The 26,098-nt window shown below is 66.8% G+C and carries 29 protein-coding genes; 20 read left to right on the top strand and 9 right to left on the bottom strand.

Translation table 11 applies throughout. From position 1 onward, the window contains the following. Window positions 1-58 precede the first annotated feature (58 nt). Both SPYCW_RS04950 and SPYCW_RS04945 read left to right on the top strand, forming a co-directional pair. Window positions 59-397 (top strand): type II toxin-antitoxin system RelE/ParE family toxin, encoded by a 339-nt coding sequence (locus SPYCW_RS04950; protein WP_120215859.1) that lies wholly within the window; start codon window positions 59-61, stop codon window positions 395-397. Beyond that, window positions 346-645 carry a HigA family addiction module antitoxin gene (locus SPYCW_RS04945; RefSeq protein ID WP_120215858.1) on the top strand — a complete coding sequence of 100 codons (300 nt, stop codon included), beginning with the start codon at window positions 346-348 and terminating at the stop codon, window positions 643-645. The genes SPYCW_RS04950 and SPYCW_RS04945 overlap by 52 nt, the downstream gene beginning before the upstream one ends. Before the next feature lie 38 nt (window positions 646-683). Here SPYCW_RS04945 and SPYCW_RS04940 read toward each other — a convergent pair whose 3' ends face one another. After that, window positions 684-1,328 (bottom strand): histidine phosphotransferase family protein, encoded by a 645-nt coding sequence (locus SPYCW_RS04940; protein WP_120215857.1) that lies wholly within the window; start codon window positions 1,326-1,328, stop codon window positions 684-686. Between the two features lie 194 nt (window positions 1,329-1,522). Here SPYCW_RS04940 and SPYCW_RS04935 point away from each other — a divergent pair, with 194 nt between their 5' ends. The 5 genes from SPYCW_RS04935 to mtgA all read left to right on the top strand — a co-directional run bounded on the left by SPYCW_RS04935 (window position 1,523) and on the right by mtgA (window position 6,305). Continuing rightward, on the top strand, window positions 1,523-2,479 hold the full coding sequence (locus SPYCW_RS04935; RefSeq protein WP_120215856.1) for an RluA family pseudouridine synthase: 957 nt from the start codon (window positions 1,523-1,525) through the stop codon (window positions 2,477-2,479). A gap of 83 nt (window positions 2,480-2,562) precedes the next feature. Next, window positions 2,563-3,462 carry an RNA polymerase sigma factor RpoH gene (gene rpoH / locus SPYCW_RS04930; protein ID WP_120215855.1) on the top strand — a complete coding sequence of 300 codons (900 nt, stop codon included), beginning with the start codon at window positions 2,563-2,565 and terminating at the stop codon, window positions 3,460-3,462. Further along, window positions 3,437-4,318, top strand: a complete 882-nt coding sequence (locus SPYCW_RS04925; RefSeq protein WP_120215854.1) for a LytR/AlgR family response regulator transcription factor — start codon at window positions 3,437-3,439, stop codon at window positions 4,316-4,318. Before rpoH ends, SPYCW_RS04925 begins: the two co-directional genes overlap by 26 nt. 81 nt (window positions 4,319-4,399) lie before the next feature. Next, on the top strand, window positions 4,400-5,533 hold the full coding sequence (locus SPYCW_RS04920) for a M23 family metallopeptidase (RefSeq protein ID WP_120215853.1): 1,134 nt from the start codon (window positions 4,400-4,402) through the stop codon (window positions 5,531-5,533). Between the two features lie 58 nt (window positions 5,534-5,591). Then, window positions 5,592-6,305 carry a monofunctional biosynthetic peptidoglycan transglycosylase gene (gene mtgA, locus SPYCW_RS04915; RefSeq protein WP_120215852.1) on the top strand — a complete coding sequence of 238 codons (714 nt, stop codon included), beginning with the start codon at window positions 5,592-5,594 and terminating at the stop codon, window positions 6,303-6,305. Between the two features lie 317 nt (window positions 6,306-6,622). On the opposite strand, the gene SPYCW_RS04910 is transcribed toward mtgA, so the two are convergent. The 3 genes from SPYCW_RS04910 to SPYCW_RS04900 are packed head-to-tail and all read right to left on the bottom strand — an operon-like array spanning window position 6,623 to window position 9,458. Further along, window positions 6,623-8,014, bottom strand: coding sequence for an SPOR domain-containing protein (locus tag SPYCW_RS04910; protein WP_120215851.1), 1,392 nt, complete (start codon window positions 8,012-8,014; stop codon window positions 6,623-6,625). A gap of 23 nt (window positions 8,015-8,037) precedes the next feature. After that, window positions 8,038-8,718, bottom strand: a complete 681-nt coding sequence (locus SPYCW_RS04905; RefSeq protein ID WP_120215850.1) for a hypothetical protein — start codon at window positions 8,716-8,718, stop codon at window positions 8,038-8,040. A 17-nt stretch (window positions 8,719-8,735) separates the two neighbouring features. Then, a complete protein-coding gene (locus SPYCW_RS04900; protein ID WP_120215849.1) occupies window positions 8,736-9,458 on the bottom strand; it encodes a ParA family protein in 723 nt (240 codons plus the stop codon). A 243-nt stretch (window positions 9,459-9,701) separates the two neighbouring features. Between SPYCW_RS04900 and SPYCW_RS04895 the strand changes: the two genes are divergently transcribed. Beyond that, on the top strand, window positions 9,702-10,916 hold the full coding sequence (locus SPYCW_RS04895) for an SPOR domain-containing protein (protein ID WP_120215848.1): 1,215 nt from the start codon (window positions 9,702-9,704) through the stop codon (window positions 10,914-10,916). Between the two features lie 155 nt (window positions 10,917-11,071). On the opposite strand, the gene bla is transcribed toward SPYCW_RS04895, so the two are convergent. Further along, complete coding sequence (bla, locus tag SPYCW_RS04890) at window positions 11,072-11,947, bottom strand: subclass B3 metallo-beta-lactamase (protein WP_120215847.1); 876 nt, start codon at window positions 11,945-11,947, stop codon at window positions 11,072-11,074. Between the two features lie 94 nt (window positions 11,948-12,041). On the opposite strand from bla, the gene SPYCW_RS04885 reads away from it, so the two are divergent. Then, complete coding sequence (locus SPYCW_RS04885) at window positions 12,042-12,947, top strand: LysR family transcriptional regulator (protein WP_120215846.1); 906 nt, start codon at window positions 12,042-12,044, stop codon at window positions 12,945-12,947. Here SPYCW_RS04885 and SPYCW_RS18930 read toward each other — a convergent pair. From SPYCW_RS18930 to serB, 3 genes are all read right to left on the bottom strand, one after another. Further along, complete coding sequence (locus SPYCW_RS18930) at window positions 12,919-13,077, bottom strand: hypothetical protein (protein WP_172595424.1); 159 nt, start codon at window positions 13,075-13,077, stop codon at window positions 12,919-12,921. The two genes, SPYCW_RS04885 and SPYCW_RS18930, sit on opposite strands and share 29 nt — an antisense overlap. A gap of 12 nt (window positions 13,078-13,089) precedes the next feature. Continuing rightward, the gene (locus SPYCW_RS04880; protein ID WP_120218113.1) at window positions 13,090-13,440 is read right to left on the bottom strand and encodes a DUF2200 domain-containing protein; all 351 of its coding nucleotides are present in this window, start codon (window positions 13,438-13,440) and stop codon (window positions 13,090-13,092) included. A gap of 376 nt (window positions 13,441-13,816) precedes the next feature. Then, complete coding sequence (gene serB, locus SPYCW_RS04875; RefSeq protein ID WP_120215845.1) at window positions 13,817-14,701, bottom strand: phosphoserine phosphatase SerB; 885 nt, start codon at window positions 14,699-14,701, stop codon at window positions 13,817-13,819. Between serB and miaA the strand changes: the two genes are divergently transcribed. The 8 genes from miaA to SPYCW_RS04835 all read left to right on the top strand — a co-directional run bounded on the left by miaA (window position 14,700) and on the right by SPYCW_RS04835 (window position 23,283). Beyond that, window positions 14,700-15,659 carry a tRNA (adenosine(37)-N6)-dimethylallyltransferase MiaA gene (miaA, locus tag SPYCW_RS04870; protein ID WP_120215844.1) on the top strand — a complete coding sequence of 320 codons (960 nt, stop codon included), beginning with the start codon at window positions 14,700-14,702 and terminating at the stop codon, window positions 15,657-15,659. The genes serB and miaA overlap by 2 nt on opposite strands. A 75-nt stretch (window positions 15,660-15,734) precedes the next feature. After that, a complete protein-coding gene (locus SPYCW_RS04865; protein ID WP_172595423.1) occupies window positions 15,735-17,489 on the top strand; it encodes an acetolactate synthase 3 large subunit in 1,755 nt (584 codons plus the stop codon). A gap of 4 nt (window positions 17,490-17,493) precedes the next feature. Then, window positions 17,494-18,009, top strand: a complete 516-nt coding sequence (gene ilvN / locus SPYCW_RS04860; RefSeq protein ID WP_120215842.1) for an acetolactate synthase small subunit — start codon at window positions 17,494-17,496, stop codon at window positions 18,007-18,009. Between the two features lie 125 nt (window positions 18,010-18,134). Further along, window positions 18,135-19,175, top strand: coding sequence for a ketol-acid reductoisomerase (gene ilvC, locus SPYCW_RS04855; RefSeq protein WP_120215841.1), 1,041 nt, complete (start codon window positions 18,135-18,137; stop codon window positions 19,173-19,175). A 205-nt stretch (window positions 19,176-19,380) separates the two neighbouring features. Further along, on the top strand, window positions 19,381-19,995 hold the full coding sequence (locus SPYCW_RS04850) for a DUF6151 family protein (RefSeq protein ID WP_120215840.1): 615 nt from the start codon (window positions 19,381-19,383) through the stop codon (window positions 19,993-19,995). A gap of 65 nt (window positions 19,996-20,060) precedes the next feature. Beyond that, window positions 20,061-21,197: an 8-amino-7-oxononanoate synthase gene (locus tag SPYCW_RS04845; protein WP_120215839.1), complete on the top strand. Its 1,137-nt coding sequence runs from the start codon at window positions 20,061-20,063 to the stop codon at window positions 21,195-21,197. Next, on the top strand, window positions 21,194-21,922 hold the full coding sequence (bioD, locus tag SPYCW_RS04840; protein ID WP_120215838.1) for an ATP-dependent dethiobiotin synthetase BioD: 729 nt from the start codon (window positions 21,194-21,196) through the stop codon (window positions 21,920-21,922). The genes SPYCW_RS04845 and bioD overlap by 4 nt, the downstream gene beginning before the upstream one ends. 104 nt (window positions 21,923-22,026) lie before the next feature. Continuing rightward, window positions 22,027-23,283, top strand: coding sequence for an adenosylmethionine--8-amino-7-oxononanoate transaminase (locus SPYCW_RS04835; RefSeq protein ID WP_120218112.1), 1,257 nt, complete (start codon window positions 22,027-22,029; stop codon window positions 23,281-23,283). Between the two features lie 259 nt (window positions 23,284-23,542). On the opposite strand, the gene SPYCW_RS04830 is transcribed toward SPYCW_RS04835, so the two are convergent. Continuing rightward, the gene (locus tag SPYCW_RS04830; protein WP_120215837.1) at window positions 23,543-24,028 is read right to left on the bottom strand and encodes a YHS domain-containing (seleno)protein; all 486 of its coding nucleotides are present in this window, start codon (window positions 24,026-24,028) and stop codon (window positions 23,543-23,545) included. Window positions 24,029-24,187: 159 nt separating this feature from the next. Here SPYCW_RS04830 and SPYCW_RS04825 point away from each other — a divergent pair, with 159 nt between their 5' ends. From SPYCW_RS04825 to SPYCW_RS04815, 3 genes are all read left to right on the top strand, one after another. After that, window positions 24,188-24,592, top strand: a complete 405-nt coding sequence (locus SPYCW_RS04825; RefSeq protein ID WP_232014834.1) for a hypothetical protein — start codon at window positions 24,188-24,190, stop codon at window positions 24,590-24,592. A 259-nt stretch (window positions 24,593-24,851) separates the two neighbouring features. After that, window positions 24,852-25,493 carry a YceI family protein gene (locus tag SPYCW_RS04820; RefSeq protein WP_120218111.1) on the top strand — a complete coding sequence of 214 codons (642 nt, stop codon included), beginning with the start codon at window positions 24,852-24,854 and terminating at the stop codon, window positions 25,491-25,493. Window positions 25,494-25,668: 175 nt separating this feature from the next. Beyond that, complete coding sequence (locus SPYCW_RS04815) at window positions 25,669-26,031, top strand: hypothetical protein (protein WP_120215835.1); 363 nt, start codon at window positions 25,669-25,671, stop codon at window positions 26,029-26,031. Window positions 26,032-26,098 lie beyond the last annotated feature (67 nt).

The raw sequence follows: 26,098 nt of genomic DNA, 5'->3' as shown, positions 1-26,098 counted from the left end.
AAGCGGTGCATTACATTATCGCTTGACGAATGACGGAATGTAAGGCATTGCTTTACGCATGGAGATTGGGAGCATCCGGCACAAGGCGCTCCGTCGGTTCGTCGAAACCGGAAAGCCGAAGGGCTTGCCGGGTGAATTGACCGACCGGTTGCTCAAGATGCTGAACTTCATCATCGCCGCGGACACGCTGGACGAACTTGCGACGCCGCCCAACTACGGCTTTCATCCCCTGACCGGGGACCGCGCCGGAACCTGGGCGATGACCGTGACGCGCAATTGGCGCATGACATTCGCGATCGACGATCAGGATGCGATCATCGATCTGGATTTAGAGGATTATCACTTATGGCTATCAAGGTTCACCCGTCGTTCGCGATCCATGCCGGGGAATGGCTGAAGACCGAAATCGTCGAGGCGCACGGCGTCAAGATCAACGATCTGGCCGAGGCGTTTGGGGTCAGCCGCCAAGCGATCAGCGGCTTGCTCAACGGTCGCTATGCGCTGACCGCCGAGATGGCGATCCGGTTCGAAAACGCCTTCGGGGTGAAGGCCGAAACGATAATGCGGATGCAGGCCCGCTACGAACTGGCAAAGGCTCGCGAACACGGCACCGAACTGGCCGTTCGCAGCCTGATCGCGGCGTAGTTTTTCGGTCAGGCAAATGCCCGCCTTGCAGAGAGCCTTCACCCGCGCCCGCGCAGCACCGCGCCGACCAGCAGCGACGTCGGCGTTTCGCGGGCGAGCATGACGGTGCCGCCGCTCTGCCGCGCGACCGCCTGCACCAGCACCGCGGGCGCGGTGCGCGAGGTCATCGGGCTTGCGCCCTCGCCTTCGGCCAGGATGCGTTCGACATCGGCGTCGAGGAAGATGCGCTCGGCCTCGACGTGCAGGGCAATTTCGATGCCCTCCCCCTGCTTTTCGCAGCCGACGTCGAGCCGGCCGCCGCGCACCAGCGCGTCGACGAGGAGCAGCGACAGGTTGAGGATGATCTTTACCGCCGGTTTGGGCAGCGGCTCGGTCCCGATCATCCAGTTGAGGTCGATCGCGCGATCGCCAATAATCCCTTGAATCGCCGATTTGGCCTCGTCCGCCGGGACAAGCTCGCCAAAGCCGCCCGCCGAGCCGAAGGCGAGACGAAAGAATTTCAGCTTGTTCGCCGACGTCCGCGCGCTCTGTTCGAGCAGTTCGAAACAGCGTTCGCGCATCGCCGGGTCTTTTTCGTCGGCGAGCAGTTCGAGCCCGTTGGCGAACGCGCCGACCGGGCTCAAAAGGTCGTGGCACAGGCGCGAGGCCAGCATGGAGGCAAAATCGACGCGGTCGTCGGACATGAATTGGTTAACTCCCCGCAAGCCAGACATCAGCGGCGCGCGCATGCTCCCTAGGACACCGAGCCGGTTCAGAGCAAGAACGATCCCTATAGTTTGTCATCCCGGCTTAGGCCGGGATGACGTTATGGTGCGTTGACGTGGCAGCGAAGCCCCCTCCTCTTGAAATTGCGCCGCCAATTTCCACATCCTGACCAATGCAGGGGGATGATGATATTTTGACCGTGGCGCTGGCGGACAGCGCGGCAGGACTGCGGCTCGACCGCGCGCTCGCCGAGGCGCTGCCCAGCCTGTCGCGCGAGCGGGTCAAAAGCCTGATCAAGGGTGGCCGCGTCACCAATGGCAGCGGCACGATCCTGTGGGATCCCGCAGCAAAGGCCGCGGCCTCCGCCACGCTCGAAGTGCGCGTTCCCGCCGCCGCCCCGGCGCACAATATCGCGCAGGATATGGGGCTGGTGATCGCGTTCGAGGACGAGCATCTGATCGTCGTCGACAAGCCCGCGGGCATGGTCGTCCACCCCGCCGCGGGCAATCTCGACGGGACAATGGTCAACGCGCTGCTCCATCATTGCGCGGGCCAGCTGTCGGGGATCGGCGGCGTCGCGCGGCCCGGCATCGTCCACCGCATCGACAAGGACACCAGCGGGCTGATCGTCGCCGCCAAGCATGACCGCGCGCACGAAGGGCTTGCGAAGCAGTTCGCCGCGCACAGTATCGACCGCCGCTATATCGCGATCGCGACGGGGCGTCCGATGCCCGCGAACGGCACGGTCGACGCCGAACTCGGGCGCTCGTCCACCAATCGCAAGAAAATGGCGGTCGTCGGCGAAGGGCGCGGCAAGCGGGCGGTGACCCATTATCGCACCGTCGAACCGCTGGCGGGCGCGACGTTGGTCGAATGCCGGCTGGAAACCGGCCGAACCCATCAGGTTCGCGTCCACATGATGCATATCGGCCATCCGCTGCTCGGCGACCCGGTCTATGGACGCGCCAAAAAGCCGCTGTCGGAGGTTCTGAAAGCGCGGAATTTCGCGCGGCAGGCATTGCACGCGGCCCATTTGGGCTTTATTCATCCGGTGACCGGTAACAGGATCGCGCTCGACAGCGAACACCCAGCGGACATGCGGGAACTGATCGATGAATTGCGCGTTTAGGTTTCGAATGAAAATCTATTTTGACCGCCGGAACCAACCGCGGCATATTCTGACTCAAGATATAAAAGGGAAGACGCTCTCCAATGGCTAAAAGCAATGTTCCGGCCACGGTGCCAGCGCTCGGCGGCGAAGCCAGCCTGAACCGCTATCTGGCCGAAATTCGCAAATTCCCTCTGCTGACCCCCGAGCAGGAATATATGCTCGCAAAGCGGTTTCAGGAGCATGGCGACAACGAAGCTGCGGCGCAGCTCGTCACCAGCCATCTGCGCCTCGTGGCCAAGATCGCGATGGGCTATCGCGGTTATGGCCTGCCGGTCAGCGAGCTGATCAGCGAAGGCAATATCGGACTGATGCAGGGGGTGAAGAAATTCGACCCCGAACGCGGCTTCCGCCTCGCGACCTATGCGATGTGGTGGATTCGCGCCTCGATCCAGGAATTCATCCTGCGGTCGTGGAGCCTCGTCAAAATGGGCACCACCGCGGCGCAGAAAAAGCTGTTCTTCAACCTCCGCCGGATGAAGAACAATCTGGAAGCGTTCGAGGATGGCGACCTGTCGCCCGAACATCTGGCCAAGATTGCGACCGACCTTGGCGTGACCGAGGAAGAGGTCACCAGCATGAACCGCCGCATGGCGATGGGCGGCGACACCTCGCTGAACGTCCCGATGGGCGAGGATGGCGACAGCCAGTGGCAGGATCTGCTGGGCGACGAAGGCCCGCTCCAGGACGAGCGCGTCGCCGAGGCACAGGAACGCGACCTGCGCCATTCGCTGCTCAGCGAAGCGCTGGAAACGCTGAACGAGCGCGAACGCCATATCCTGACCGAGCGCCGCCTGACCGACGATCCCAAGACACTCGAGGATCTGAGCCAGGTATACGACGTCAGCCGCGAACGCGTACGTCAGATCGAGGTGCGCGCGTTCGAAAAGCTGCAAAAGGCGATGCTGAAGCTCGCCGGTGACCGGCGCCTCGTCAGCGCCTGAGCCGCGGGCGCGGCGGCTGTTCCTGTCCGACAATCGGCGCGCGTGGAGCGCGATCATCCTGTCGGGCTGGGCGCTCGTCGCGCTGGCGCAGGCGTTGCAGGGCAATTTCCTCGCCGCCTATCGCGGCACCCCGCAACCCTGGTGGCCGACCTTCGGCTATACGGCGGCGATCTATTCGATCTGGGCGCTGCTGAGCTGGCCGATCGTCGGCGCGGTGATCGCGATCGAGCGCCGCATACGCCGCCTGTCGCTCCGCATCATCGCCTATCTGTCGCTGTGGCCGGTGGTGGTCGGCGCGCATGTCCTGCTGTTCGCGCTGATCTATTGGCCGGTCTATCGCGGCGGAGCGGCCGCGACGCGTTGGGAGATGACGTCGGTCATGTTCGTGCGCATCCTCGATACGAGCGGGCTCCTCTATCTGGCGCTCGTCGGCCTGACGATCGGCTGGCTGCGCTGGCCGCGGCGACAGGCGGCGCGCGCCGCATCGTCCCCGACGACCGACGACGATGCGCTGGTCGTCCGCAATCGCGGCACCGTCCACCGCCTTCGCTTTGACAGCATCGACTGGATCGGCGCTGCGGGCGATTATGCCGAAATCCACAGCGCGCACGGCGCCCATCTGATCGAACAGTCGCTCACCTCGCTGGCCGAGCGGCTGCCCACCGGCCAGTTTGCGCGCATCCATCGCGGCGCGCTGATCCGGATCGACCGGGTGCGCGAAATCGCGCCGATCGGGCGCGGCGATGCCCATGTCCGGCTGACGAGCGGCGCCGAGTTGCGGCTGAGCCGCCGCTATCGCGCCAATCTGGCGATGCTGCTGGCGCCCCGATCGCCGCCCGCCGAACCGGTGCCATAATCCCGCCTACAGATCGGCGCTCGATTGCGGGTGCCTCTCGGCGCCAAAGCGCAGGCCCATTTCCCGACTGGAGCCCTGCCGATGATCTTTGCCCTGCTGATCGCCCTTGCCGCCCCCACCCCCGCTCCGACCGCCGCGTCCGCGGCGGTGCGTCCCTTTCAGTCGCTCCATCTCGAGGTCCCCTATGTGCCGTCGATCGCGCGGATCGATGGCGCGGACCGGCTGGTCTATGAACTGCACGCCACCAATTTCTCCGCGCAGCCGCTCGCGATCAACGCCATCGACATTTGCCCGGCGGCGCATGGCGCCTGCGTCGCGCGGATCGACCCGGCCGGACCGATGCGCCGCATCGGCGCGCAGCCAGGCGGCGCGACCGAAATCGCGCCGGGCGGCCGCGCGATCTTTTACCTGTCGATCGCGTGGGCGGGCGGCGATGCCAAGACGCTCGTTCACCGGATCAGCCTGACACCGATCCGCGCCAGCGGTCCGGGCGCCCGCGTCACGATCGCCGGCGGCGAATTCATCCCGACGCGCGCCTTTGCCGCGGCGCTGGGCGCCCCGCTGCGCGGGGGGCCATGGACCGCGGTCGCGCTGCCCGATGTCGACAACGGCCATCGCCGCTTTCCCTATGCGGTCAGCGGGCGCGTGCGCCTGCCCGGGCGGCACGCGATCGACTGGATGCCCGCGGCGGGTTTTGATCCCGGCTCGACCGGCACCGACGTCGCAGCCGACGGATCGGGCGCCGACGTGCTCGCGGTGGCCGACGCCGAGGTGGTGACGGTCAAGGAGGTGGCTGCCCCCGGCGCGCCCACCAGCGTCGAGGATGAAACCGGGGCGATGATCGTGCTGCGCCTGCCCGATGGCCGCTATGCCTTTTACCAGCATCTGGCACCCGGCATCGGGATCAGGGTCGGCACGCGGGTGCGCCGCGGACAGGTGATCGGACGCGTCGGATCGTCGGGGCATGTGACCCGCCCGCATCTCCATTTCCATATCGCCGACCGCGCCGCGCCGCTCGACGGCGAAGGCCTGCCCTATCGCTTTGGCGCCGGGCGGATCGTCGGACGCTACGCCGACATCGCCGACTTCAACGAGCGAAAGGCCTGGCAACCAGTGGCCGCACGGGCCATCGACGGCCTGCCGCCCGCCAATGCGGTGATCGCGTTCGACGCGGCGCCAATTGGCAAGCGCGGCGAGCGGCCCAAGGCGCCCTGAAAAGGCATCATGTCAATCAGCCGCTTGCCGACCATCGGCAAGCGGCTATGAAAACGGCATGACGACCGCCGCCAAAAAACGCCCGAAGCGCCGCAATCTCCCTTGGTACCTGCGACCGTTCAAATGGCTGTTGTGGTTCGTCGCAATTTCAGTGCTTTGGGTGCTGCTTTACGCGGTCGTGCCGCCGCCCGTCACCTTCACGATGCTCGCCGACAGCAACGACATCACCAAGGACTGGACCAGCCTGTCCGCCATCGACCGCAACATGGTCCGTGCGGTGATTGCCGCGGAGGACGGCAAATTCTGCTCGCACGACGGCTTCGATACCGAAGCGATCGAACAGGCGATCGAACGCAACGCCAAGGGCAAGCGGATGCGCGGCGGATCGACGATCAGCCAGCAGACCGCGAAAAATGTATTCCTGTGGCAGGGCAGCGGCTGGACCCGCTACGTCCGTAAGGTGCCCGAAGTATGGTTCACCTTCCTGATCGAAAATATCTGGGGCAAGCGGCGGATCATGGAAGTCTATCTGAACGTCGCCGAGACCGGCATCGGCACCTATGGCGTCGAAGCCGGGGCACAGCGCTATTTCAAGCATGGCGCGGGCAAGCTGACCCCCGCCGAAGCCGCCCGCATCGCCGCAATCCTCCCGCTCCCCAAGAAACGCGAAGCGGTCAGCCCATCGGGCTTTACGCGCCGCTACGGCAACACGATCCAGCGGAGGATCGGCCAGGTCCGCCGTGATGGGCTGGACGGGTGCATCTATAAATAGGGCTGCTACCGCTTTCGGGGAAGGCGCTGCCGACGAATCCTCCCTGTGGCGAAGCCATGGGGAGGTGGCAGCGCGAAGCGCTGACGGAGGGGCAATGGCGCCGACGTCGCTGCCCCTCCACCACGCCCTGCGGGCGCGGTCCCCCTCCCCATGGCTTCGCCACAGGGAGGATCAGGCAGGCCCGCTGCTCGTACCCATCACCACGCCGCCACGTCCCTCCCCTCGCCATCCCGTCGTGAGCCCCAACAGAAAAGGGGCACAGCCTCTCGGCCCCGCCCCTTTTCCATCGATCCCGCCGACAGGCTGGGAAACTTAAATCATCGCGAAGCAAGCCGCATCGGGCTGGATTTCGCCGCCCACTGGATGCTTTCGCTGCCGCCCATCGCGCGGACGAAGCAGGTCTGGCCCTTCGCCTTCAGCTCTCGGCACAGATTGTTCGCATCGGTGCGGGTCGCCAGGCCGTTGACGGTCAGGCGATAGAAGGTGCGCCCGTTCACCGTCGCCGCGTGGCTCGATGCCGGGAAATTGGCCAGCACGCCATTGCGCTTTTTCAGCCCGCCCCATTTTTCCTTGGCGATCCCCAGGCTGTCATAGGCACCCAGCTGCACCGCCCAGCCCGACGGCTTTTGCGCGTTGAACGCGATCGCCTTTGGGATCAGCACGGTCGCCAGTTCCAGCGCCTGTTGCTGCGCGGGACGAATGCGTCCCTCGCCCGCGACGCGCGGCGCGGCGCGGTAAGGGGCGGCGTCGGCCATGATGACTTCGCTCGCGGCTTTCGGCTGCGGCAATTCGGTGACCGGCACCACGCCATCGGCGGTGCGTTCGGGCATCGGCAATTCGACGCTGCGGATCGCGCTGCTCGCGTCCGCCAGCACCGGCGGCGGCGGCGCATAGGCGGCGACCGGCGCCGGATCGGCGCTCGCCAGTTCGACAGGCGCCTCGGCGGCGGCCATCTGGGTGTCGGCAAAATTGCTCAGCGCCAGACGAACCGGCATCCCGGTGTCGCTCTGCGCTTTGGTACCGATCAGGCTCGCGACGCGCAGCTGAGCGTTCGGGGTTTCGGCAAGCTTCGACCATTCGGCCATCCGCGCTTCCAGCTTGGCGGGCGACAGGTCCTGCGATGCCAAAATCTGCGCCTGCGCCCAGCGCCCCGACAGGGCAAAGGCCAGCGCCAGATTCTGGCGCGTCCGCGCGCTCGCGTCGGGCGCGCGCGCCGCGTCGGTCAGCACGTAAATCGCGCCTTCGCTATCCCCGGCCAGCGCCAGCGCCAGCCCGATGTCCGATGCGGGTACGGTGTCGCGATGCGCCTGGAGCAGCGTGATCGCCTCGGCGCCCTTGCCCTGCGCGATATGCGCCAGCGTCAGCGCGATGATCGTATTGCTGTCGGTCGCGCCCAGTTCCATCGCTTCGGTGAGCGCCGCCGTCGCCGACGCGAAGCGACCGTCATTCAAATAGGCCTGCCCCAGCAGCGCACGATAGCTTGCGTCGCGCGGGCTTCCCGCCACCGCGGCTTCGGCCAGGCCGACCGCCTTGCTGACCTTCCCGGCCTCCAGTGCAGCGCGCGCCTGCGTCGCCGATTTGACGGCGAGCGCGGGCTTGCCCGCGGCGCGCGACGGCGCTTCGGCCATCGCCCCCATCCCGCTGCATCCGGTCGCAACGCTCAGGACAAAGCCCGACATGGCGAGGTTCATCAGCATCTTGCGGTTCATGACTCGGTCCCCTCTTGATTGGTTCAGCGCGGCATCGTCTGGCGCGTCGGGCGCGCCGCCGGCAGGCGGCTTGCCATCGCGTCGATTTCGGGCAGCGACGCCAGATATTCGTCGAGCAGATCGGTCAGGATCACCTGCGACGACCGGTTGGTCACCGCGCTCGCCAGCCGCAGCCTGAGATGCCGTTCGGCATCGAGCCGCAGCGTGAACGCCGCCTTTTCGCGGGCCCGCAAGGCACGCGGCGCCTTTTCCTTCTTCGCTTTCGGCTCGGGCCGCGCCTCGACCTTGCGCGCCACGGCGGCGACGCGGTCGATCAGCGATTCCTGCTGGCGAACGATTTCGGGCACTTCATGCACTTCCGGCTCGAAAGCCTCGGCACCATGATCTGCCGCAGCATAATCCTCAGCGATCGCATCGGTCAGTTCGTGGCCGACGCTGTCGTCGACCGCATGTTCGGCTTCGGCATTATGCGCCAGCACCGACCCGGTGAGCAGCGGCTTCAGGTCGAGCATCCGCGCCGGTTCGCCCGACTGGTCGGGGTCGACGTCATAGCCCATGTCGTTCCAGCCAAGATCGTCATAGCCGACCGCGTTGACCGGTGCAGGGCCGCTGCCCAGCGGCTGACGGCGCATGGCGGGCCGTGCGCCGCCCTTGCGGGCCAGCAATCCGGCGCTCAGCGATGCGAGAGGTTTGGGTTCGCCCATGGTTCCGATCCCTCCCGTCACTGGCCAGCGATGCGGCGGCCAAAGCCACCACCCATCGGGCGCACCGCGCCATAATTGCCCTGCGTCGGGGTCGGCGCGGCAAACACGGTACGGCGGAAATTCTTTTCCAGCCGATCATTCATATAGGTCCACAGCTGGCGGATCTCTTCGGCCGAGCGGCCATTGGGATCGACCTCCATCACCGTGCGTCCGTCGATCATCGACGCGGCATAATCGGTGCGGTGGTGCAGCGTGACCGGCGCCACGGTGCCGTGCTGCGACAGCGCGACCGCGGCCTCGCTGGTGATCTTTGCCTTGGGGGTCGCTGCGTTGACGACGAACACCAGCGGCTTGCCGGCGCGTTCGCAAAGGTCGACGGTGGCGCCGACGGCGCGCAGGTCATGCGGCGAGGGCCGCGTCGGCACGACGATCAGTTCGGCGACCGAAATCACGCTCTGGATCGCCATGGTGATCGCCGGCGGCGTGTCGATGACCGCGAGTTTAAACCCTTGCTGACGCAGGATTTCCAGGTCGGATGCCAGCCGCGCGACGGTGGTCTGCGCAAAAGCCGGAAGGTCGGTCTCGCGCTCGTTCCACCAGTCGGCGAGCGAGCCCTGCGGATCGATGTCGATCAGGACAACCGGGCCCGCGCCCGCAAGCTGCGCCTGTACCGCGAGATGCCCCGACAGGGTCGTCTTTCCCGACCCGCCTTTTTGTGAAGCCAATGCCAAAACGCGCACAGCTGTCCCCCTGAAAAACCAGTAATTGGCGGTGGAATGCCATGCGGGGCGCTAAAATTGAGTTAACGATGATAAAAAGAAGGTGAACGGCCCGCTCGCGATCATGGTTAACAAGCGTTCAACATCAACCTGTCCCGAAATGGACCAAATATGGCACAAGCTGCGGGTTGCTAACGCGCTGTTAGCCATTCCACCCTAAAAAGCCGTCGGGGACTGCAGCAATGCCAGTCATTGGAGAACAAGATGCCTCACTTCCGCACCGCCGTCTCGCTGGCGCTGCCGCTGCTCGCGGCGTCGATGCTCGCCGCACCCGCCCATGCCGACGTCAAGGACGGCGTCGATGCGTGGCAGCGCGGCGACTATCAGGGTGCCGTCGCCCAATGGCGCCCTGCCGCGCTTGCGGGCGATGCCGATGCGCAGTTCAATCTCGGCCAGGCGTACAAGCTCGGCCGCGGCGTTCCCACCGATCTGGCGCAGGCCGAGGCCTGGTATCGCCGCGCCGCCAAACAGGGGCATCTGCAGGCCGAGGATAATCTCGGCCTCGTCCTGTTCACCGCGAACCGCCGCGACGAGGCGATGCCCTTCATCACCCGCTCGGCCGAGCGCGGCGAACCCCGCGCCCAATATGTCCTTGGCACCGCCCATTTCAACAGCGACCTGGCGCCGCGCGATCTGGCCCGCGCCTATGCGCTGACCAAGCGCGCCAGCGACGCCGGGCTCGGCATCGCCTCGGCACGGCTCGCGCAGCTCGACAGCCTGATCCCGCTCGAACAGCGCCAGCGCGGCCTCGCGATGCTGCCCGAGATCGAAAAAAGTGAAGCGCGCGCGCGACTCGCCGCGGTGACCGCTTCGACGCCGGCGCCCGCGTCCAGCGCCGCCCCGCCCTCACCGATCAAGACCGCGAGCCTCCCCGCCTCGGTTCCCGGCGCCAGCTATACGCCGCCGCCGGTGCTCGCCTTACCGCCGCGTGTGCCGCCAGAGAAACAGCAACCGCTTCCCCACGCCACCACGATGCCGACACCCGCCGCGCAAGCCGCCACGATCGCCGCCGTCGAAGCGACGGCCGCTGCCGATGCGGCCAAGGGCAAGCCCGGCACGACCTATGCCCCGCCGCCCGCCAGCGAAAAGCAGCCGCCCGCGGCGGCCGCGCCCAAGCCGAAACCGGCAAATAATGCGCCGATCGCGGTTCGCGAAACCCCGACCCCGGCACGCCCCACCGGCGGCAACAGCCCCTGGCGCGCCCAGCTCGGCGCCTTTGGTGTCGAGGCCAACGCCCGCAACCTCTGGGCATCGCTCGGCAAGAAACACCCTGCCGTCGCCGCGCGCCAGCCGATCTACCTCAAGACGGGCAAGGTCACCCGCCTCCAGACCGGCGGCTTTGCCAACAAGGGTGAAGCCAACAATTTCTGCGCCGCGCTCAGCAAGAGCGGGCAGGCCTGTCTGGTGGTGGATAAGTAACGCCAAAATCCTCCCTGTGGCGAAGCCATGGGGAGGTGGCAGCGCGAAGCGCTGACGGAGGGGCGGTAGCGCTACCGTCGCAAAGCCCCTCCACCACTTGCTTCGCAAGCGGTCCCCCTCCCCATGGCTTCGCCACAGGGAGGATTGAAACCCATCTACTCCCCCTTCTCCGCCGCCAACCGCTTCGTGAGCGCCTGACGCGACCGATCAGCATAGCTCCGACACGCGCCGGGACTGGCGTTATACCGCCCCTCGCCCGCATTGTCGGGATGCGCCGCGATCAATATGTCGCATTTCAGCGCTTCGACCGTGCGCCAGCTTTGCGCAAAGGCCGCGACGAAAGGCGCCCCCGCCGCGCTGCTGAACTTGTAATCGTCCGCCGACACCGGGTTCAGGCTCGACGCAAAGACGATCTCCTTGCACGCCTCCGCCCCACCTTCATCGGCGCACGCCTGCCAGCTCCAGCTCATGCTGCCCATCGTATGCCCCGGGGTCGCATGCGCGGTGATCGCGGTCTTGCCCAGCCGCAGCACCTCGCCGTCCGCCATCACGCGCATCGGCGTCGTGACCGCGGGCCAGCTGCCGCCATAGGCAAGCTGCGGATCGTCGGCGGCGTGCCGCCCCGACCGCAACCCCTCGGCGCCGCGCGCGCTCGCCACCACCGTCGCGCCGGTGTCGCGCGCCAGCGCCGCGATCCCGCCCGCATGGTCGAAATGCGGCTCGGTGCTCAGAATAAATTTGATGTCTTTGGGGTCGAACCCCAGCGCGCGGACGTTCGCCAGGATTGCGGGCGCCGCCTGCGGCAGCGCGCCATCGACCAGCACCAGCCCGGCGCCGGTATCGATCAGCACGACGCTCATCCCGCCGAACCCGACCAGATAGCTGCTGCCCAGAATTTTCTCCGGCTTCGCGGGCGCCAGCCACTCTGCCGAGCGCGACGTCACGATCGGCTGGGTCAGCGGATCGACCGCCGGAACCGGCGCCCCGCTCGCCGCGGCGAGCCAGGCCAACAGGCTGATTGCTTCAAACATTTTCGTCTCCCTTCGCAGTCAGGATGCCAAGCGCGCGCGCGCCCGACAAAGCATGAATTCTCGACAAAGCCATGAGAATAATTGATAGCAAGCTATGGACCGCGCCCAGCTCCCCTTGAACGCCCTGCGCGCCTTCGATGCCGCCGCGCGCCACCTCAACTTCACCCGCGCCGCAATCGAGCTTTGCGTCAGCCAGGGCGCAGTGAGCCATCAGGTGGCGCAGCTCGAACGCCGCCTCGGCACCCGCCTGTTCCACCGCCTGCCGCGCGGCCTCGCGCTCACCGACGAGGGGCAGGCGCTCGTCCCCGTCGTCGCCGACGCCTTCGATCGCGTCGCCGCGACGCTCGATCAATATGCCGACGGGCGGTTCCGCGAGGTGCTCAAGGTCGGGGTCGTCGGCACCTTTGCCACCGGCTGGCTGCTCCCGCGCCTCGATGCCTTCGCGCGCGCGCATCCGTCGATCGATCTGCGGATCGCGACCAACAACAACCGCGTCGATCTCGCGGGTGAGGCGCTCGATTTCGCGATCCGCTTCGGCGATGGCGCCTGGCACGCCACCCACGCCGAGCCCCTGCTCGCCGCCCCGCTCGCACCGCTTTGCACCCCCGCCCTCGCGGCGCGGCTGCAATCGCCCGCCGACCTCATCCCCGAACGCCTGCTGCGTTCGTACCGCAGCGACGAATGGGCGCGCTGGTTTGCCAGCATCGGGCTAGTCGCGCCGCTGCTGCGCGGCCCGATGTTCGACAGCAGCGCACTGATGGCGACCGCCGCCGCCGCCGGCCAGGGCATCGCCCTCGCCCCGCCCGCCATGTTCACCCGCGAGCTCGCCGCGGAGATTCTGGTCCAACCGTTCGCCGCCACCATCGACGCGGGCCGCTACTGGCTCACTCGCCTGATATCGCGCCCCGAAAGCGACGCGATGGCGCGGTTCCGGGGGTGGCTCTCGGGTGAAATCGTGGCGGACGAGGAGGCTAGGACGGCGCGTGAAACTGCTGCATGACGCCCAGCGCGACCAGATAGGCGGCTTCGGCATCATGCTCGCGGCGACGCCGCGCCGCCGCGATACTGTCCTGCGCCAGCTGAAAGAAATCGACATGTTGCGGATCGGCTGGCGGCACCGGGAACAGCACAGATCAAAGCCGCTACCCGCGCAGGATTTTCTCCATCGCCTTCCCCCGCGCCAATTCGTCGATCAGCTTGTCGAGATAGCGCAGCTCGCGCATCAGCGGGTCTTCGATCGTCTCGACGCGGATCCCGCAAATCACCCCGGTGATTAGCTCTCGAGCCGGGTTCAGCCGCGGCGCCCGCGCAAAGAAATCCTCGAAGTTCGTCCCCTTCGCCAGTTCGCTCTCCAGCGCTGTCTGGCTATAGCCCGTCAGCCAACGGATAATCTCGTCGACCTCAGCCTTCGTCCGCCCCTTCTTTTCCGCCTTGGCAATATAATGCGGATAGACGCTCGCGACGCTGATCGAAAAGATGCGGTGTTTGGTCATCGAAGCCTTCACGGCGGACACCATAACCGTCGCCCACCCCTTCGTCATCCCGGACTTGATCCGGGATCCACCGCGGCGCTGGAGTCATGGATGCCGGATCAAGTCCAGCATGACGAGGAGCTTGTCTGCTTTGGGGTGGGGAGATGACGGAGCGATCCTCCCCGGAACGGGGAGGGGGACCAGCGAAGCTGGTGGAGGGGCACCATCGGTTTGCCTTGCCGCCGAAGTCGTGCTCCACGGCTCGGTCGTCGGAAAAGTCAGCACATTCGATTGAGGCTGCGGTAACCTCCTGTGCCCCTCCACCACCCTTCGGGTGGTCCCCCTCCCCCGTTGGGGGAGGATCGGCTACGTCCGCTTCCGGCCGTTACCTGCCCCCCTACCCCAGCACCCAGTTCCGCCGCGGATAGCCTTGCGCCCACAGCAGCGTGGTCAGGTCATGATGCCGCACCACCGCCGCCGCCGCCTCGCCCGCCGCGGGGTGCGGATAATATCCGACCCCCAGCCCCGCCGACGTGATCATCGGAATATCGTTCGCGCCGTCACCCACCGCCAGCGTCTCGGCGAGCGGCAGGCCGTGTTTCGCGGCTTCGGCTTTCAGCGTTTCCAGCTTTGCGGCGCTGTCGACGATCGGTTCGATCACCCGCCCGGTCAGCTTGCCGCCCTGTATCTCCAGCTCGTTCGCCAGCACCTTATCGAACCCGATCGCTTCGCCGACCGGCCCCGCAAACGGCATGAAGCCCCCCGACACCAGCACCGACCAGGCGCCGTGCGCCTTCATCGTCTGCACCAGCGTGCGCGCGCCGCGGGTCAGCCTCACCCGTTCCATCCGGCATTCGACCAAAGTCGATTCGGGCATCCCGGCCAGCAATCCTACGCGCTCGATCAACGCCGCGCGGAAATCCAGCTCGCCGCGCATCGCGCGTTCGGTGATTGCTGCAATCTCGGGCTTCAGCCCCGCATAATCGGCGAGTTCGTCGATGCATTCGACCGTGATCATCGTCGAATCCATGTCGGCGATGATCATCTTCTTGGTGCGGTCGCCCTGCGGCTGGACGACGATGTCGAGCGCGCCATGGTCCATCTTGGCCAGTTCGGCGCGCGCGCTGACCAGGCTGCCCTGAAAGACGATGTCGGCGGCATCGCCGATGTCCAGCCAGTGCGGCGCCCCGACATCATGCCCCGTGGCGTCGAGCCGGTCGATCGCTTCGCGAACCACCTCGTCGGTCAGCTTTCCTGCTGCTATCAGCGTCGCGACGAACATGGCGGCTCCTTCATCCTCTCGCGGCCCGCGGCCGCCTGTCGCACTTATCGCTGGCCCCACCGCCAGCGGCAAGAGTGCATTGGCGGTACGGTTGGCAAAAACCGTCGAGTGCGGTGTCGTGATCAACGCCGACGCCAGTCAGGTCTATGCCGACCTCAGGATCCTGTCGGCGCGCCCGACCGACGAAGACATGGCGGGCATCCCGCACCACCTGTTCGGCCATGTCGACGCCGCCGAGCCGCACAATGCCGCGCGCTGGGCCGATGAAGCCCGCGCCGCGATCGCCGCCGCGCACGCCGCGGGCGACATCCCGATCCTCGTCGGCGGCACCGGCCTGCATATCCGCACCTTGCTCCACGGGATTTCGCCGATCCCCGACATCGATCCCGATGTTCGCGCGGCAGTCCGCGCCCTGCCCGTCGCCGATGCTTATGCCGCGCTTGCCCGCGAAGACCCCGATACGGCAGCGCGCCTCAATCCCGCCGACACCACGCGCATCGCCCGCGCGCTCGAAGTCGTCCGCTCGACCGGTCGCCCGCTCGGCCACTGGCACGCGGCGCATACCGGCGGCATCGGCGACACGATCACCCTCGCTCCGCTGATCCTGCTGCCGCCGCGCGAATGGCTGCGGGGTCGCTGCGACGAGCGATTGGTCCAGATGTTCGATCATGGCGCGACCGCCGAGGTCGAAGCGCTGCTCGCGCGCAACCTCGACCCCGATCTTCCCGCGATGCGCGCGATTGGCGTCCCGCAGATCGCGCAATATCTCACCGGCGCCATCGACCGCGACGAAGCGCTCACGCTCACCCAGGCGGCGACGCGCCAATATGCCAAGCGCCAATATACCTGGTTCCGCAACCAGCCCCCGGCGGATTGGCCACGCCACACCGAGTCACTAAACTACGATTCTATTGATGAATTAGCAATTTTATTACGCCAAAGGCTGTTGACAGGATAGAATCATACACCTATTGCCCGCAACCCTGTTGCAGCGCACAAGCGCAGCGTTTTTGCGCCAAGAAGGAGTTTCGTCGTGACGGAAATGAGCGGTGCCGACATGGTGGTTCAGGCGCTGGTCGACCTCGGGGTCGATACGGTGTTCGGCTATCCGGGCGGCGCGGTGCTTCCGATCTACGACGCGCTTTTCAAGCACCCGACGATCAAGCACATCCTCGTCCGCCACGAACAGGCCGCGACCCACGCCGCCGAGGGCTATGCGCGCTCGACCGGCAAGCCCGGCGTCGTGCTCGTCACCTCGGGGCCCGGCGCGACCAATGCCGTCACCGGCATCACCGACGCACTGCTCGACTCGATCCCGATGGTCGTGCTGACCGGGCAGGTTCCGACGACGCTGATCGGCACCGACGCGTTCCAGGAATGCGACACCGTCGGCATCACGCGCCACTGCACCAAGCATAATTATCTGGTGATGGACCCCGACCGCCTCGGCCCGATCCTGCACGAGGCCTTTTATATCGCGACCCATGGCCGTCCCGGCCCGGTCGTGATCGACATTCCGAAGAATGTCCAGGTCGCCACCGGCACCTATTCGATCCCCAACCGGATCGACCATAAAAGCTATCGCCCGCAGGTCGATCCCGACGCTGCCGCGATCACCCAGGCCGCCGCGATGATCGCCGCCGCCGAGCGCCCGATCTTCTACACCGGCGGCGGGGTGATCAACGCCGGCCCCGACGCCAGCGCGGCGCTGCGCCAGCTGGTCGCGCTCACCGGCGCGCCAGTCACCTCGACGCTGATGGGGCTCGGTGCTTTCCCGGCGGACGATGACAAGTGGCTCGGCATGCTCGGCATGCACGGCACCTATGAATCGAACATGGCGATGAACCGCGCCGACCTGATCATCGCAGTCGGCGCGCGCTTCGACGACCGCGTCACCGGCCGCCTCGACGCTTTCTCGCCCGATTCCAAAAAGATCCACATCGACATCGACAGGAGCTCGATCAACAAGATCGTCCCCGTCGACCTCGCGATCGTCGGCGATGCCGGGCGCGCGCTCGATGCGCTGATCGCCGCGTGGGGCGACAAGGGTTATAAGGCGCGCGACCTCGGCGAATGGTGGCGCCGCATCGACGGCTGGCGCGCCACCCGCTGCCTCGACTTTCCCGAAAAGAAAGAGGATGGCGCCGAAATCATGCCGCAGCGCGCGGTCAAGGCGCTGTTCGACGCAACCCGCGGCCGCGATCCGATCATCACCACTGAAGTCGGCCAGCACCAGATGTGGGCGGCGCAGCATTTCCATTTCGACAGCCCCAACCGCTGGCTCACCAGCGGCGGGCTCGGCACGATGGGCTATGGTTTCCCGGCCGCGGTCGGCGCGCAGATCGCGCACCCCGACCGCCTCGTCATCTGCGTCGCGGGCGAAGCCTCGCTCCAGATGAACATCCAGGAAATGGGCACAGTCAGCCAGTATCGCCTGCCGGTGAAGATCTTCATCCTCAACAACCAGTGGATGGGCATGGTCCGCCAGTGGCAGGAACTCACCTATGAAAGCCGCTATTCGAACAGCTATTCGGACAGCCTGCCCGATTTCGTGAAGCTCGCCGACGCCTATGGCTGGACCGGCATCCGCATTGACAATCTGGGCGAACTGGCGGACGGCATCCAGCGGATGATCGATACCCCCGGCCCGGTGATCGTCGACTGCCGCGTCGCGCAGCTCGCCAACTGCTTCCCGATGATCCCCTCGGGCGCTGCGCACACCGACATGATCCTCCAGCCGAACGACATCGTCGGCACGATGGACGACGAAGCGAAAGCACTGGTCTAAGCCGATGAAAATCCACACCGAAGCGGGCGAGCGCCATGTGCTCGCCGTCACCGTCGATAACGAAGCCGGCATTCTTGCCAAGATCACCGGGCTGTTCTCGGCGCGCGGCTATAATATCGAAAGCCTGACCGTCGCCGACATCAGCGCCGATCATGCGCTGTCGCGGATCACCATCGTCACCAGCGGCCCGCCCGCGGTGATCGACCAGATCATCGCCCAGCTCGACCGGCTCGTTCCCGTCCACTCGGTCACCGACCTTGCCGACGGCGGCGCGCATGTCGAACGCGAGATCGCGCTCGTGAAGGTCGCGGGCACCGGCGACAAGCGCATCGAGGCGCTGCGCATGGCCGACGTCTTTCGCGCCAAGGTCGTCGACACGACGCTCACCAGCTTCATCTTCGAAATCACCGGGACGAGCGACAAGGTCGACCGCTTCATCGCGCTGATGCGCGAATGCGGGCTGGTCGAGGTCGGCCGCACCGGCGTCGTCGCCATCGCCCGCGGGTCGGAGGCGCTCTAGAGTTTACCACTAACTTCGTCATCCCGGCGAAGGCCGGGATCTCACCGTTGCAGATAGACGCGAAGGCGGGATCCCGGCCTCCGCCGGGATGACGACCAAGCAAATACACGAAGGGGTTTAGTCCAATGCAGGTTTATTACGATCGCGACGCCGACCAGGATCTGATCAAGGGCAAGAAGGTCGCCGTCGTCGGCTACGGCAGCCAGGGTCACGCCCACGCGCAGAACATGCGCGACAGCGGCGTGCGTGAAGTCGCGATCGCGCTCCGCCCCGGCTCAGCAACGGCCAAGAAGGCCGAAGCCGCGGGCTTCAAGGTCATGACGAACAAGGAAGCCGCCGAATGGGCCGACGTGATCATGATCGCCGCCCCCGACGAGCATCAGGCGAAAATCTATGCCGACGACATCGGCCCGAACATGAAGCCCGGCGCCGCGCTCGCCTTCGCCCACGGCCTCAATATCCACTTCGGCCTGATCGAGGCGCGCCCTGATATCGACGTCTTCATGGTCGCCCCCAAGGGACCCGGCCACACCGTGCGCAGCGAGTATCAGAAGGGCGGCGGCGTCCCCTGCCTGATCGCCGTCGCGCAGGAAGCACAGGGTGCGGCGGCATCGGGCAACGGCTATGCCAAGGCGCTCGCGCTCAGCTACGCGAGCGCTGTCGGCGGCGGCCGCAGCGGCATCATCGAAACCACCTTCAAGGAAGAATGCGAAACCGACCTGTTCGGCGAACAGGCGGTGCTCTGCGGCGGCATCACCCACCTGATCCAGGCGGGTTTCGAAACGCTGGTCGAGGCGGGCTACGCCCCCGAAATGGCCTATTTCGAATGCCTCCACGAAACCAAGCTGATCGTCGACCTGCTCTATGAAGGCGGCATCGCGAACATGCGCTATTCGATCTCGAACACCGCCGAATATGGCGATATCAAGACCGGCCCGCGCATCATCACCGCAGAAACCAAGGCCGAAATGAAGCGCGTCCTCCAGGACATCCAGTCGGGCCGCTTCGTCAAGGATTTCGTGCTCGACAACCAGGCCGGCCAGCCCGAACTGAAGGCCAGCCGCAAGGCCGCCGCCGCGCACCCGATCGAAAAGACCGGCGCCGAACTGCGCGCGATGATGCCGTGGATCGCCAAGAACAAGCTGGTCGACAAGGCGGTGAACTGACGGGAACGATCCTCCCTGTGGCCGCAGGCCATGGGGAGGTGGCAGCGCGAAGCGCTGACGGAGGGGCAATAACGCGACGCCGCGGCCCCTCCACCATATGCTTCGCGAACGGTCCCCCTCCCTATGGCTTCGCCACAGGGAGGATCAGGCACAAGCAAACCCCGAGACCCTTCCGCATCGGCAGCCAAAACGCTAACGACCGACCATGCCATCCCCCCTCCCCTTCGCCTGCCGGTGCGGCGCCGTCACCGGCGCCCTGCTCGACGTCGGCCCCGATCAGGGTGACCATGTCGTCTGCCATTGCACCGACTGCCAGGATCTGACGCGCCATCTTGGCCATGCCGAGCATGTGCTCGATGCGCATGGCGGCAGCGCGCTCTACCAGTCGCGCTGCGCGCGCCTGCGGCTCGACACCGGCCGCGATCAGCTCGCCTGCGTCCATCTCACCGACAAGCCGACGCTGCGCTGGTACGCCGCCTGCTGCGGCATGCCGCTGTTCAACACCTATGCCAACGGCAAGCTGCCCTATATCACCACCCAGCTCGCCGCCTGCGATCCCGCGACGCGGGACACGCTGGTCGGCCCGCCGCGCGGCCATCTCTTCACCGACGACGGCATCGGTGATACCAGCGCGCTCCCCAGGATGAGCATGGGCCAGCTGATGCGCCGCTTCTTCCCGCGCATGTTCCGCGACCTCCTCTCGGGCGACCGCCGCCGCTGCCCGCTTTTCGACCCAAAAACCCTCGAACCGATTGCCACGCCCCGCCGCCTGACCGCCGAAGAACGGCAGGCGCTGCGCGGCAGCGGCCGCACAGACTAGGAATTTTGTCGTCGCGGCGAAAGCGGCATCCCCGCCATCGCGGGCGTGACCAGAGAAAGAAAACCATGGCGCCCTCTCCCTTCGCCGCCCATCACGCCGACCTCGCGGCGCTCGCGCACGACAACCGCCGCCGCGCCCTCGCACCCCGCGCCGGGCGTGATTTCGCCTCGAACGACTATCTCGGCCTCGCCGACAGCGACGCGCTGCGCAATGCGCTCACCGCCGGGATCGCGCGCGGCCTGCCCACGGGGTCGGGCGGCTCGCGCCTGCTGCGCGGCAACCATCCCGAACATGAAGCGCTCGAGGCGCACGCCGCGCGCCATTATGGCAGCGAGGCGGCGCTGTTCTTTCCCACCGGCTTCGCCGCCAACGCCGCGCTGTTCGCGGCGCTGCCGCAGCGCGGCGACCTTGTCGTCCACGACGAGCTGATCCACGCCAGCGCCCACGACGGCATGAAGCTCGGCCGCGCCGGAACCGTCGCCGCAGCGCACAACGACGCGCAGGCGTTCGACGACATCATCACCCGCTGGCGCGTCGGCGGCGGCACGGGAACGCCGTGGATCGCGGTCGAAAGCCTCTATTCGATGGACGGCGACCGCGCCCCGCTCGCCGCGCTCGCTGCCGTCGCCGACCGCCATGACGCGATCCTCGTCGTCGACGAAGCCCACGCCACCGGCGTCTTCGGTCCCGGCGGCGCCGGGCTGGCACACGGTTTGGCGCGCCGCGACAATCTGATCACCCTCCACACCTGCGGCAAGGCGCTGGGGGCCGAAGGGGCGCTGCTCTGCGCCCCCGCCATCGCCTGCGACTTCATCGTCAACCGCGGCCGCCCGTTCATCTTCTCGACCGCCCCCTCGCCGCTCATGGCGTGGCTGGTGCAGCAGGCGATCGAGATCGTCGCGACCGAGCCCGAACGGCAGGCGCGCCTGCACGCCGTCGTTCGCCATGCTGCCGAACGCCTCGTCCCGCTCGGCGTCCCGGCCAGCGGCACCCAAATCCTGCCCGTCGTCATCGGCGACAACCAGCGCACGATGCGGATCGCCGCGACGTTGCGCGAGGCGGGTTTCGACATCCGCGGCATCCGCCCGCCGACCGTCCCGCAGGGGACCGCAAGGCTGCGCATTGCAATCACGCTGAATATCGACGAGGCCGACATCGACGCGATGGCCGACGCGCTCGCGCAGGCGATGGCCGTGGCATGACGCGCTTCGTCGTCACCGGCACCGACACCGGCATCGGGAAAACGATCTTCGCCGCCGCGCTCGCGGGCGCAACTGGCGCGCCATATTGGAAGCCAATTCAGGCAGGGCTAGACGACGAAACCGACAGTGAGACGGTCGCCAGACTCCTCCCCGTCGCGCAGCGATGGGGAGGGGGACCGCCGCGAAGCGGTGGTGGAGGGGCGACGACGGTGCCTGAAAGCCCCTCCGTCAGTCCTGCGGACTGCCACCTCCCCATTGCTGCGCAACAGGGAGGCAACATCCTTCCCGAAGCCTATCGCCTCGTCACCGCCGCCTCGCCGCACATCGCCGCCGAGATCGACGGCGTCACGATCGACCTCGACCGGCTCACCCCGCCCCCCGGCGACCTGATCGTCGAAGGCGCGGGCGGCGCGCTCGCCCCGGTGACGCGCACGACCCTCTACGCCGACATCTTCGCGCGCTGGCAAATCCCCGTCATCGTCTGCGCCCGCACCGCGCTCGGCACGATCAATCACAGTCTGCTGACGATCGAGGCACTGCGCGCGCGCGGCGTCCCCATCCACGGCCTCGCCTTCCTCGGCGATGCGGTGGAGGACAGCGAAGCGATCATCGCCGCGATCGGCGGCGTCCGCCGCTTGGGCCGCCTGCCGCTCGTCGATCCGCTAACGCCGGAAAATCTGGCGGCGGCGTTTAACGCGAACTTCGATCTCACGGATTTCCAATAGACAATCGTCATCCCGGCGAAGGCCGGGATCTCGCCGGTGCGTTTTCCTGACAGGGTGAGATCCCGGCCTTCGCCGGGATGACGGAATTGAGTAAGGCCCAGGCCATGACCACCAACCATTCCCCCATCTGGCACCCCTTCACCCAGCACGGCCTCGGCGACGCCATCCCGCTCATCGCCCGCGGCGACGGTGCGCGGCTTTACGACGCCGACGGCAACCACTGGATCGACGCCATCTCCAGCTGGTGGGTCACCACCCACGGCCACGCGCACCCGCGCATCATGGCCGCGATCCGCGCCCAGTCCGGAAAGCTCGACCAGCTCATCTTCGCGGGCTGGACGCATGAGCCCGCCGAAAGCCTCGCCGCCGAGCTGATCCGCATCACGCCCGATCCGCTCACCCGCGTCTTCTTTTCGGACTCGGGCTCGACCAGCGTCGAGGTCGCGCTCAAAATGGCGCTCGGCTATTGGTATAACATCGGCGAACCACGCCACCGCATCCTCGTCCTCGAACATAGCTATCATGGCGACACGATCGGCACGATGTCGGTCGGCGAGCGCGGCGTGTATAACCGCGCCTGGCAGCCTTTGCTGTTCGACGTCGACACCATCCCCTTTCCGCACGAGGGGCTTGAGCAAGCCACCCTCGACGCGCTCGAAGCGGCGTGCGCAGCCAAACCCGCGGCCTTCATCGTCGAACCGCTGATCCTCGGCGCGGGCGGCATGCTCATTTATCCGCCGTGGGTGCTCGCCGAAATGCGCAGCATCTGCGCGCGCCACGGCGTCCTCTTCATCGCCGACGAGGTGATGACCGGCTGGGGGCGCACCGGCACCCGCTTCGCCTGCGACCAGGCGGGGGTGATCCCCGACATCATGTGCCTGTCGAAAGGCCTCACCGGCGGCAGCCTGCCGCTCGCGGTCACGCTCTGCATCGAGCCGATCTTCGCGGCGCATTATTCGACCGACCGCGCCAAAACCTTCTATCATTCGTCGAGCTACACCGCGAACCCGATCGCCTGCGCCGCCGCGGGCGCCAACCTCGAAATCTGGCGCGACGAACCGGTGCAGGGGCGCATCGACGCGCTCGCCGACGCACAGGCCGCGCATCTCTCGCTCTTCGGCCACGACCCGCGCATCGCGGGCCCCCGCCGCCTCGGCACCATCGCGGCGCTCGACATCGTCGTCCCCGACGGCGGCTATCTGTCCAACCTCGCCCCGCGCCTGATCGCCTTCTACCGCGACCACGGCATCCTCCTCCGCCCGCTCGGCAACACGCTGTATGTGATGCCGCCCTATTGCATCACGGCAGAGGAACTGGCGCAGGTGTGGGATGCGATCAGGGCGTCGCTGGAGGTGATATAGAGATGGCAGCTAACGACCGATAGCGGACATAGCCGATCCTCCCCCAACGGGGGAGGGGGACCACCCGAAGGGTGGTGGAGGGGCACAGGCGGTTTGCGCTGCGCTGGGCTGAAAGAACCAAGCTTTACGGGAACGTAGCAGGGGCGCACGACTTCGGCGGCAAGACAAACCGATGGTGCCCCTCCACCAGCTTCGCTGGTCCCCCTCCCCGTTCCGGGGAGGATCGGCTCGTCCGCTCCCCCCTTAGCAGACATCGACCTCACCCCCCAAATTTCGCATCCGCCGGCACCACCGCCCAATTCTTCTCCGCCGCCGCAATATAGCCCGCGCGGTCCTCGTCCCACTTCGCCTTCACCGCCTGATTGAAGTTCAGGTACAGCTTCCCATCGACCACCGCATAAGCCAGCGGATCGCCCGGCGCGAGATAGCCGCGCGCCATCGCCCACGCGCAATGCCCGCCATAGCGCGGCATGAACGCTTCGGGATTGGCGGCAAAGCGCGCCGCATTGGCGCCATTGGCGAAATGATAGACCGCGCCGTCATGCGCGACCGCGAAATCGGCGTCGCCCTTCACCGGCACCCCGTCGCCGTCGAAATAGCTCACCGCATCATAGCCGCTGACCGCGACATTGCCGCCTTCGACCCCGACATAGACCGGGGCGGCATAGGCCTGCGGGGTAAAGGCCGCGAGCGACAGCGGCGCCGTCGCCGCCGCGAGCAGGAAGAACAGGGCTTGGTTTTTCACGATCGATCTCCATCCGGGTCGAACGGCCCGATGCCGCCGCCCTTCGCTCCCAATTCGCGGCCAGGGCGCAAAGGGTTACGCGGACAGGTTCGGCTTAGGTTCATCTGCACGCTTCATGCTAAACGGCAGCGACAGCGACCGGGAAGGCGACGAACGACAATGAACAAGGCCGGCCTTCTCCTCCCCCTTCTCGCCACGCTCACCCTCGCCATGCCCGCCGCGGCGCAGGACGACAGCCTCGGCCAATCGGCGCAGCCGCCGCAGCGCACCTCGGTGCTCTACACCTATGGCGACGAACCCTGTCCCGAGCCCGAGGGCAATGAAATCGTCGTCTGCGCGCAGCAGCCCGAATCCGAACGCTATCGGGTGCCCAAGGAACTGCGCGAGGAACTGAAGGACGATGCGCCGGTCGGCGGCGGCAGCTGGGCGTCAAAGGTCGAAGGCTATGACAATATTGCCCGCCAGACGCGCCCCGACAGCTGCTCGCCGGTCGGCAGTTATGGCTACACCGGCTGCGCCGCGCTGGCGCTGCGCCAATGGTTCGAGGCGCGCCGCGCCCGCTGACGCGATTCCTCGCAAGAATTTACCGTAGCCCTGAGCCTGTCGAAGGGCGTCTCTCGCCGATAAGCGCCCCCTTCGACTGCCTTGCAGGCGCTCAGGACAGGCTTCGACAGGCTCAGGGCTACGGTGCACGGGCTGCGGATCGCAGCGGACGCACAGAACACGGAACCATGCAACGAAACGCAGCGTTTCCAGCCTCGTGATTGACCGCCACGCCGCGCGCGGCCTAGCTTGCGCGCACCCCCAACAGGAGATCATGTTCATGCGCCGCATCATCCCGCTCGCCGCCCTCGCCGCCGCCATCGTCGCGGTTCCCGTCGTCGTCGCCCAAAGCCCCGGGATGCCGGGCGCCCCCGACAAGTCGCGCGTCGCCGCGGGCACCTATGCCGCCGACGCGGGGCACACGATGGTGGTCTGGGAAGTCGATCATTTCGGCTTCAGCGACTATAGCGGCATCTTCGGCGACGTCACCGGCACGCTCGTCATCGACCCCGCCAATCCCGCCGCGTCCAGGGTCGATGTGACGATTCCGGTCGCCAAGGTCACCACCGCCAGCAGCGGCCTCACCGGCCACCTTCTCCGCGCGGGCAAGGACGGCGGCAAGCCCGACTTCTTCGGCCCCGCCCCCGCCGACGCCAAATTCGTGTCGACCCGCGTCGTCTTGGGCGACGACGGCGACGAGGCGAAGGTCACCGGCAATCTGACCCTCAACGGCGTCACCAAGCCGGTTACCCTCGACGTCGATTTCCACGGCGCCGGGACCAACCCCTACAACAAGAAAGCCACCGTCGGCTTCAACGCCGAAACCACGATCCGCCGCAGCGATTTCGGCATCACCTACGGCATTCCCGCGGTCAGCGACGAAGTCGAACTCGAAATCCACGCCGCGTTCGAAAAGCAGTGAGCTTTCTTTTCGTCACCCCGGCGTAGGCCGGGGTCTCGCCGGTGCGGCCACGCGCGACGGCGATATTCCAGCTTGCGCCGGAATGACGGGAACGCACCCCAATCTGTCACACGCACCGCGTAAAAACGGGGGCGGGATCTCACCGGTCCCGCCCCTTTTGCGAGGAGTGCGTGTGATGAGCGAACTGGTACGCGAAATTGTCGACGTGAACGCCTTCATCGGCGGCGACGAGGAAAATCCGCTGCTGACGGTCGAAGCCGAAGGGCTGACCCCGACCGCGGGCTGGACCAGTGTCCGGCTCGACCCGCATGTTTATGTCACCCCGCCCGAAGACGGGGTGCAGGACTTCGACCTTGTCGGCGACCGGCCCGTCGGCGGCGACGAGGGCGACATGGCGGCGGTCGAGGCGGCATGGGAAGGACCGCTCCCCGAATGGCTGATCGCAGTGCGCGTCCACGCCGTCGACAATATGATGGAGGACGAGATTTTCGAGCCGTGGGACGAGGACGCCGACGACGCCGCGAGCGAGGCCGCCTGACCCACCCGCTTTCCGGCCCCCTGGACTGCGCCGGGCCCTATGCTCCCTCTTGGGTTGGCACCGCGGC

This window comes from Sphingopyxis sp. EG6, assembly GCF_003609815.1.
GTDB lineage: Bacteria > Pseudomonadota > Alphaproteobacteria > Sphingomonadales > Sphingomonadaceae > Sphingopyxis.
The sequence above is the reverse complement of the archived record's forward strand: the minus strand, read 5'-3'. Positions and strand labels throughout refer to the sequence as shown.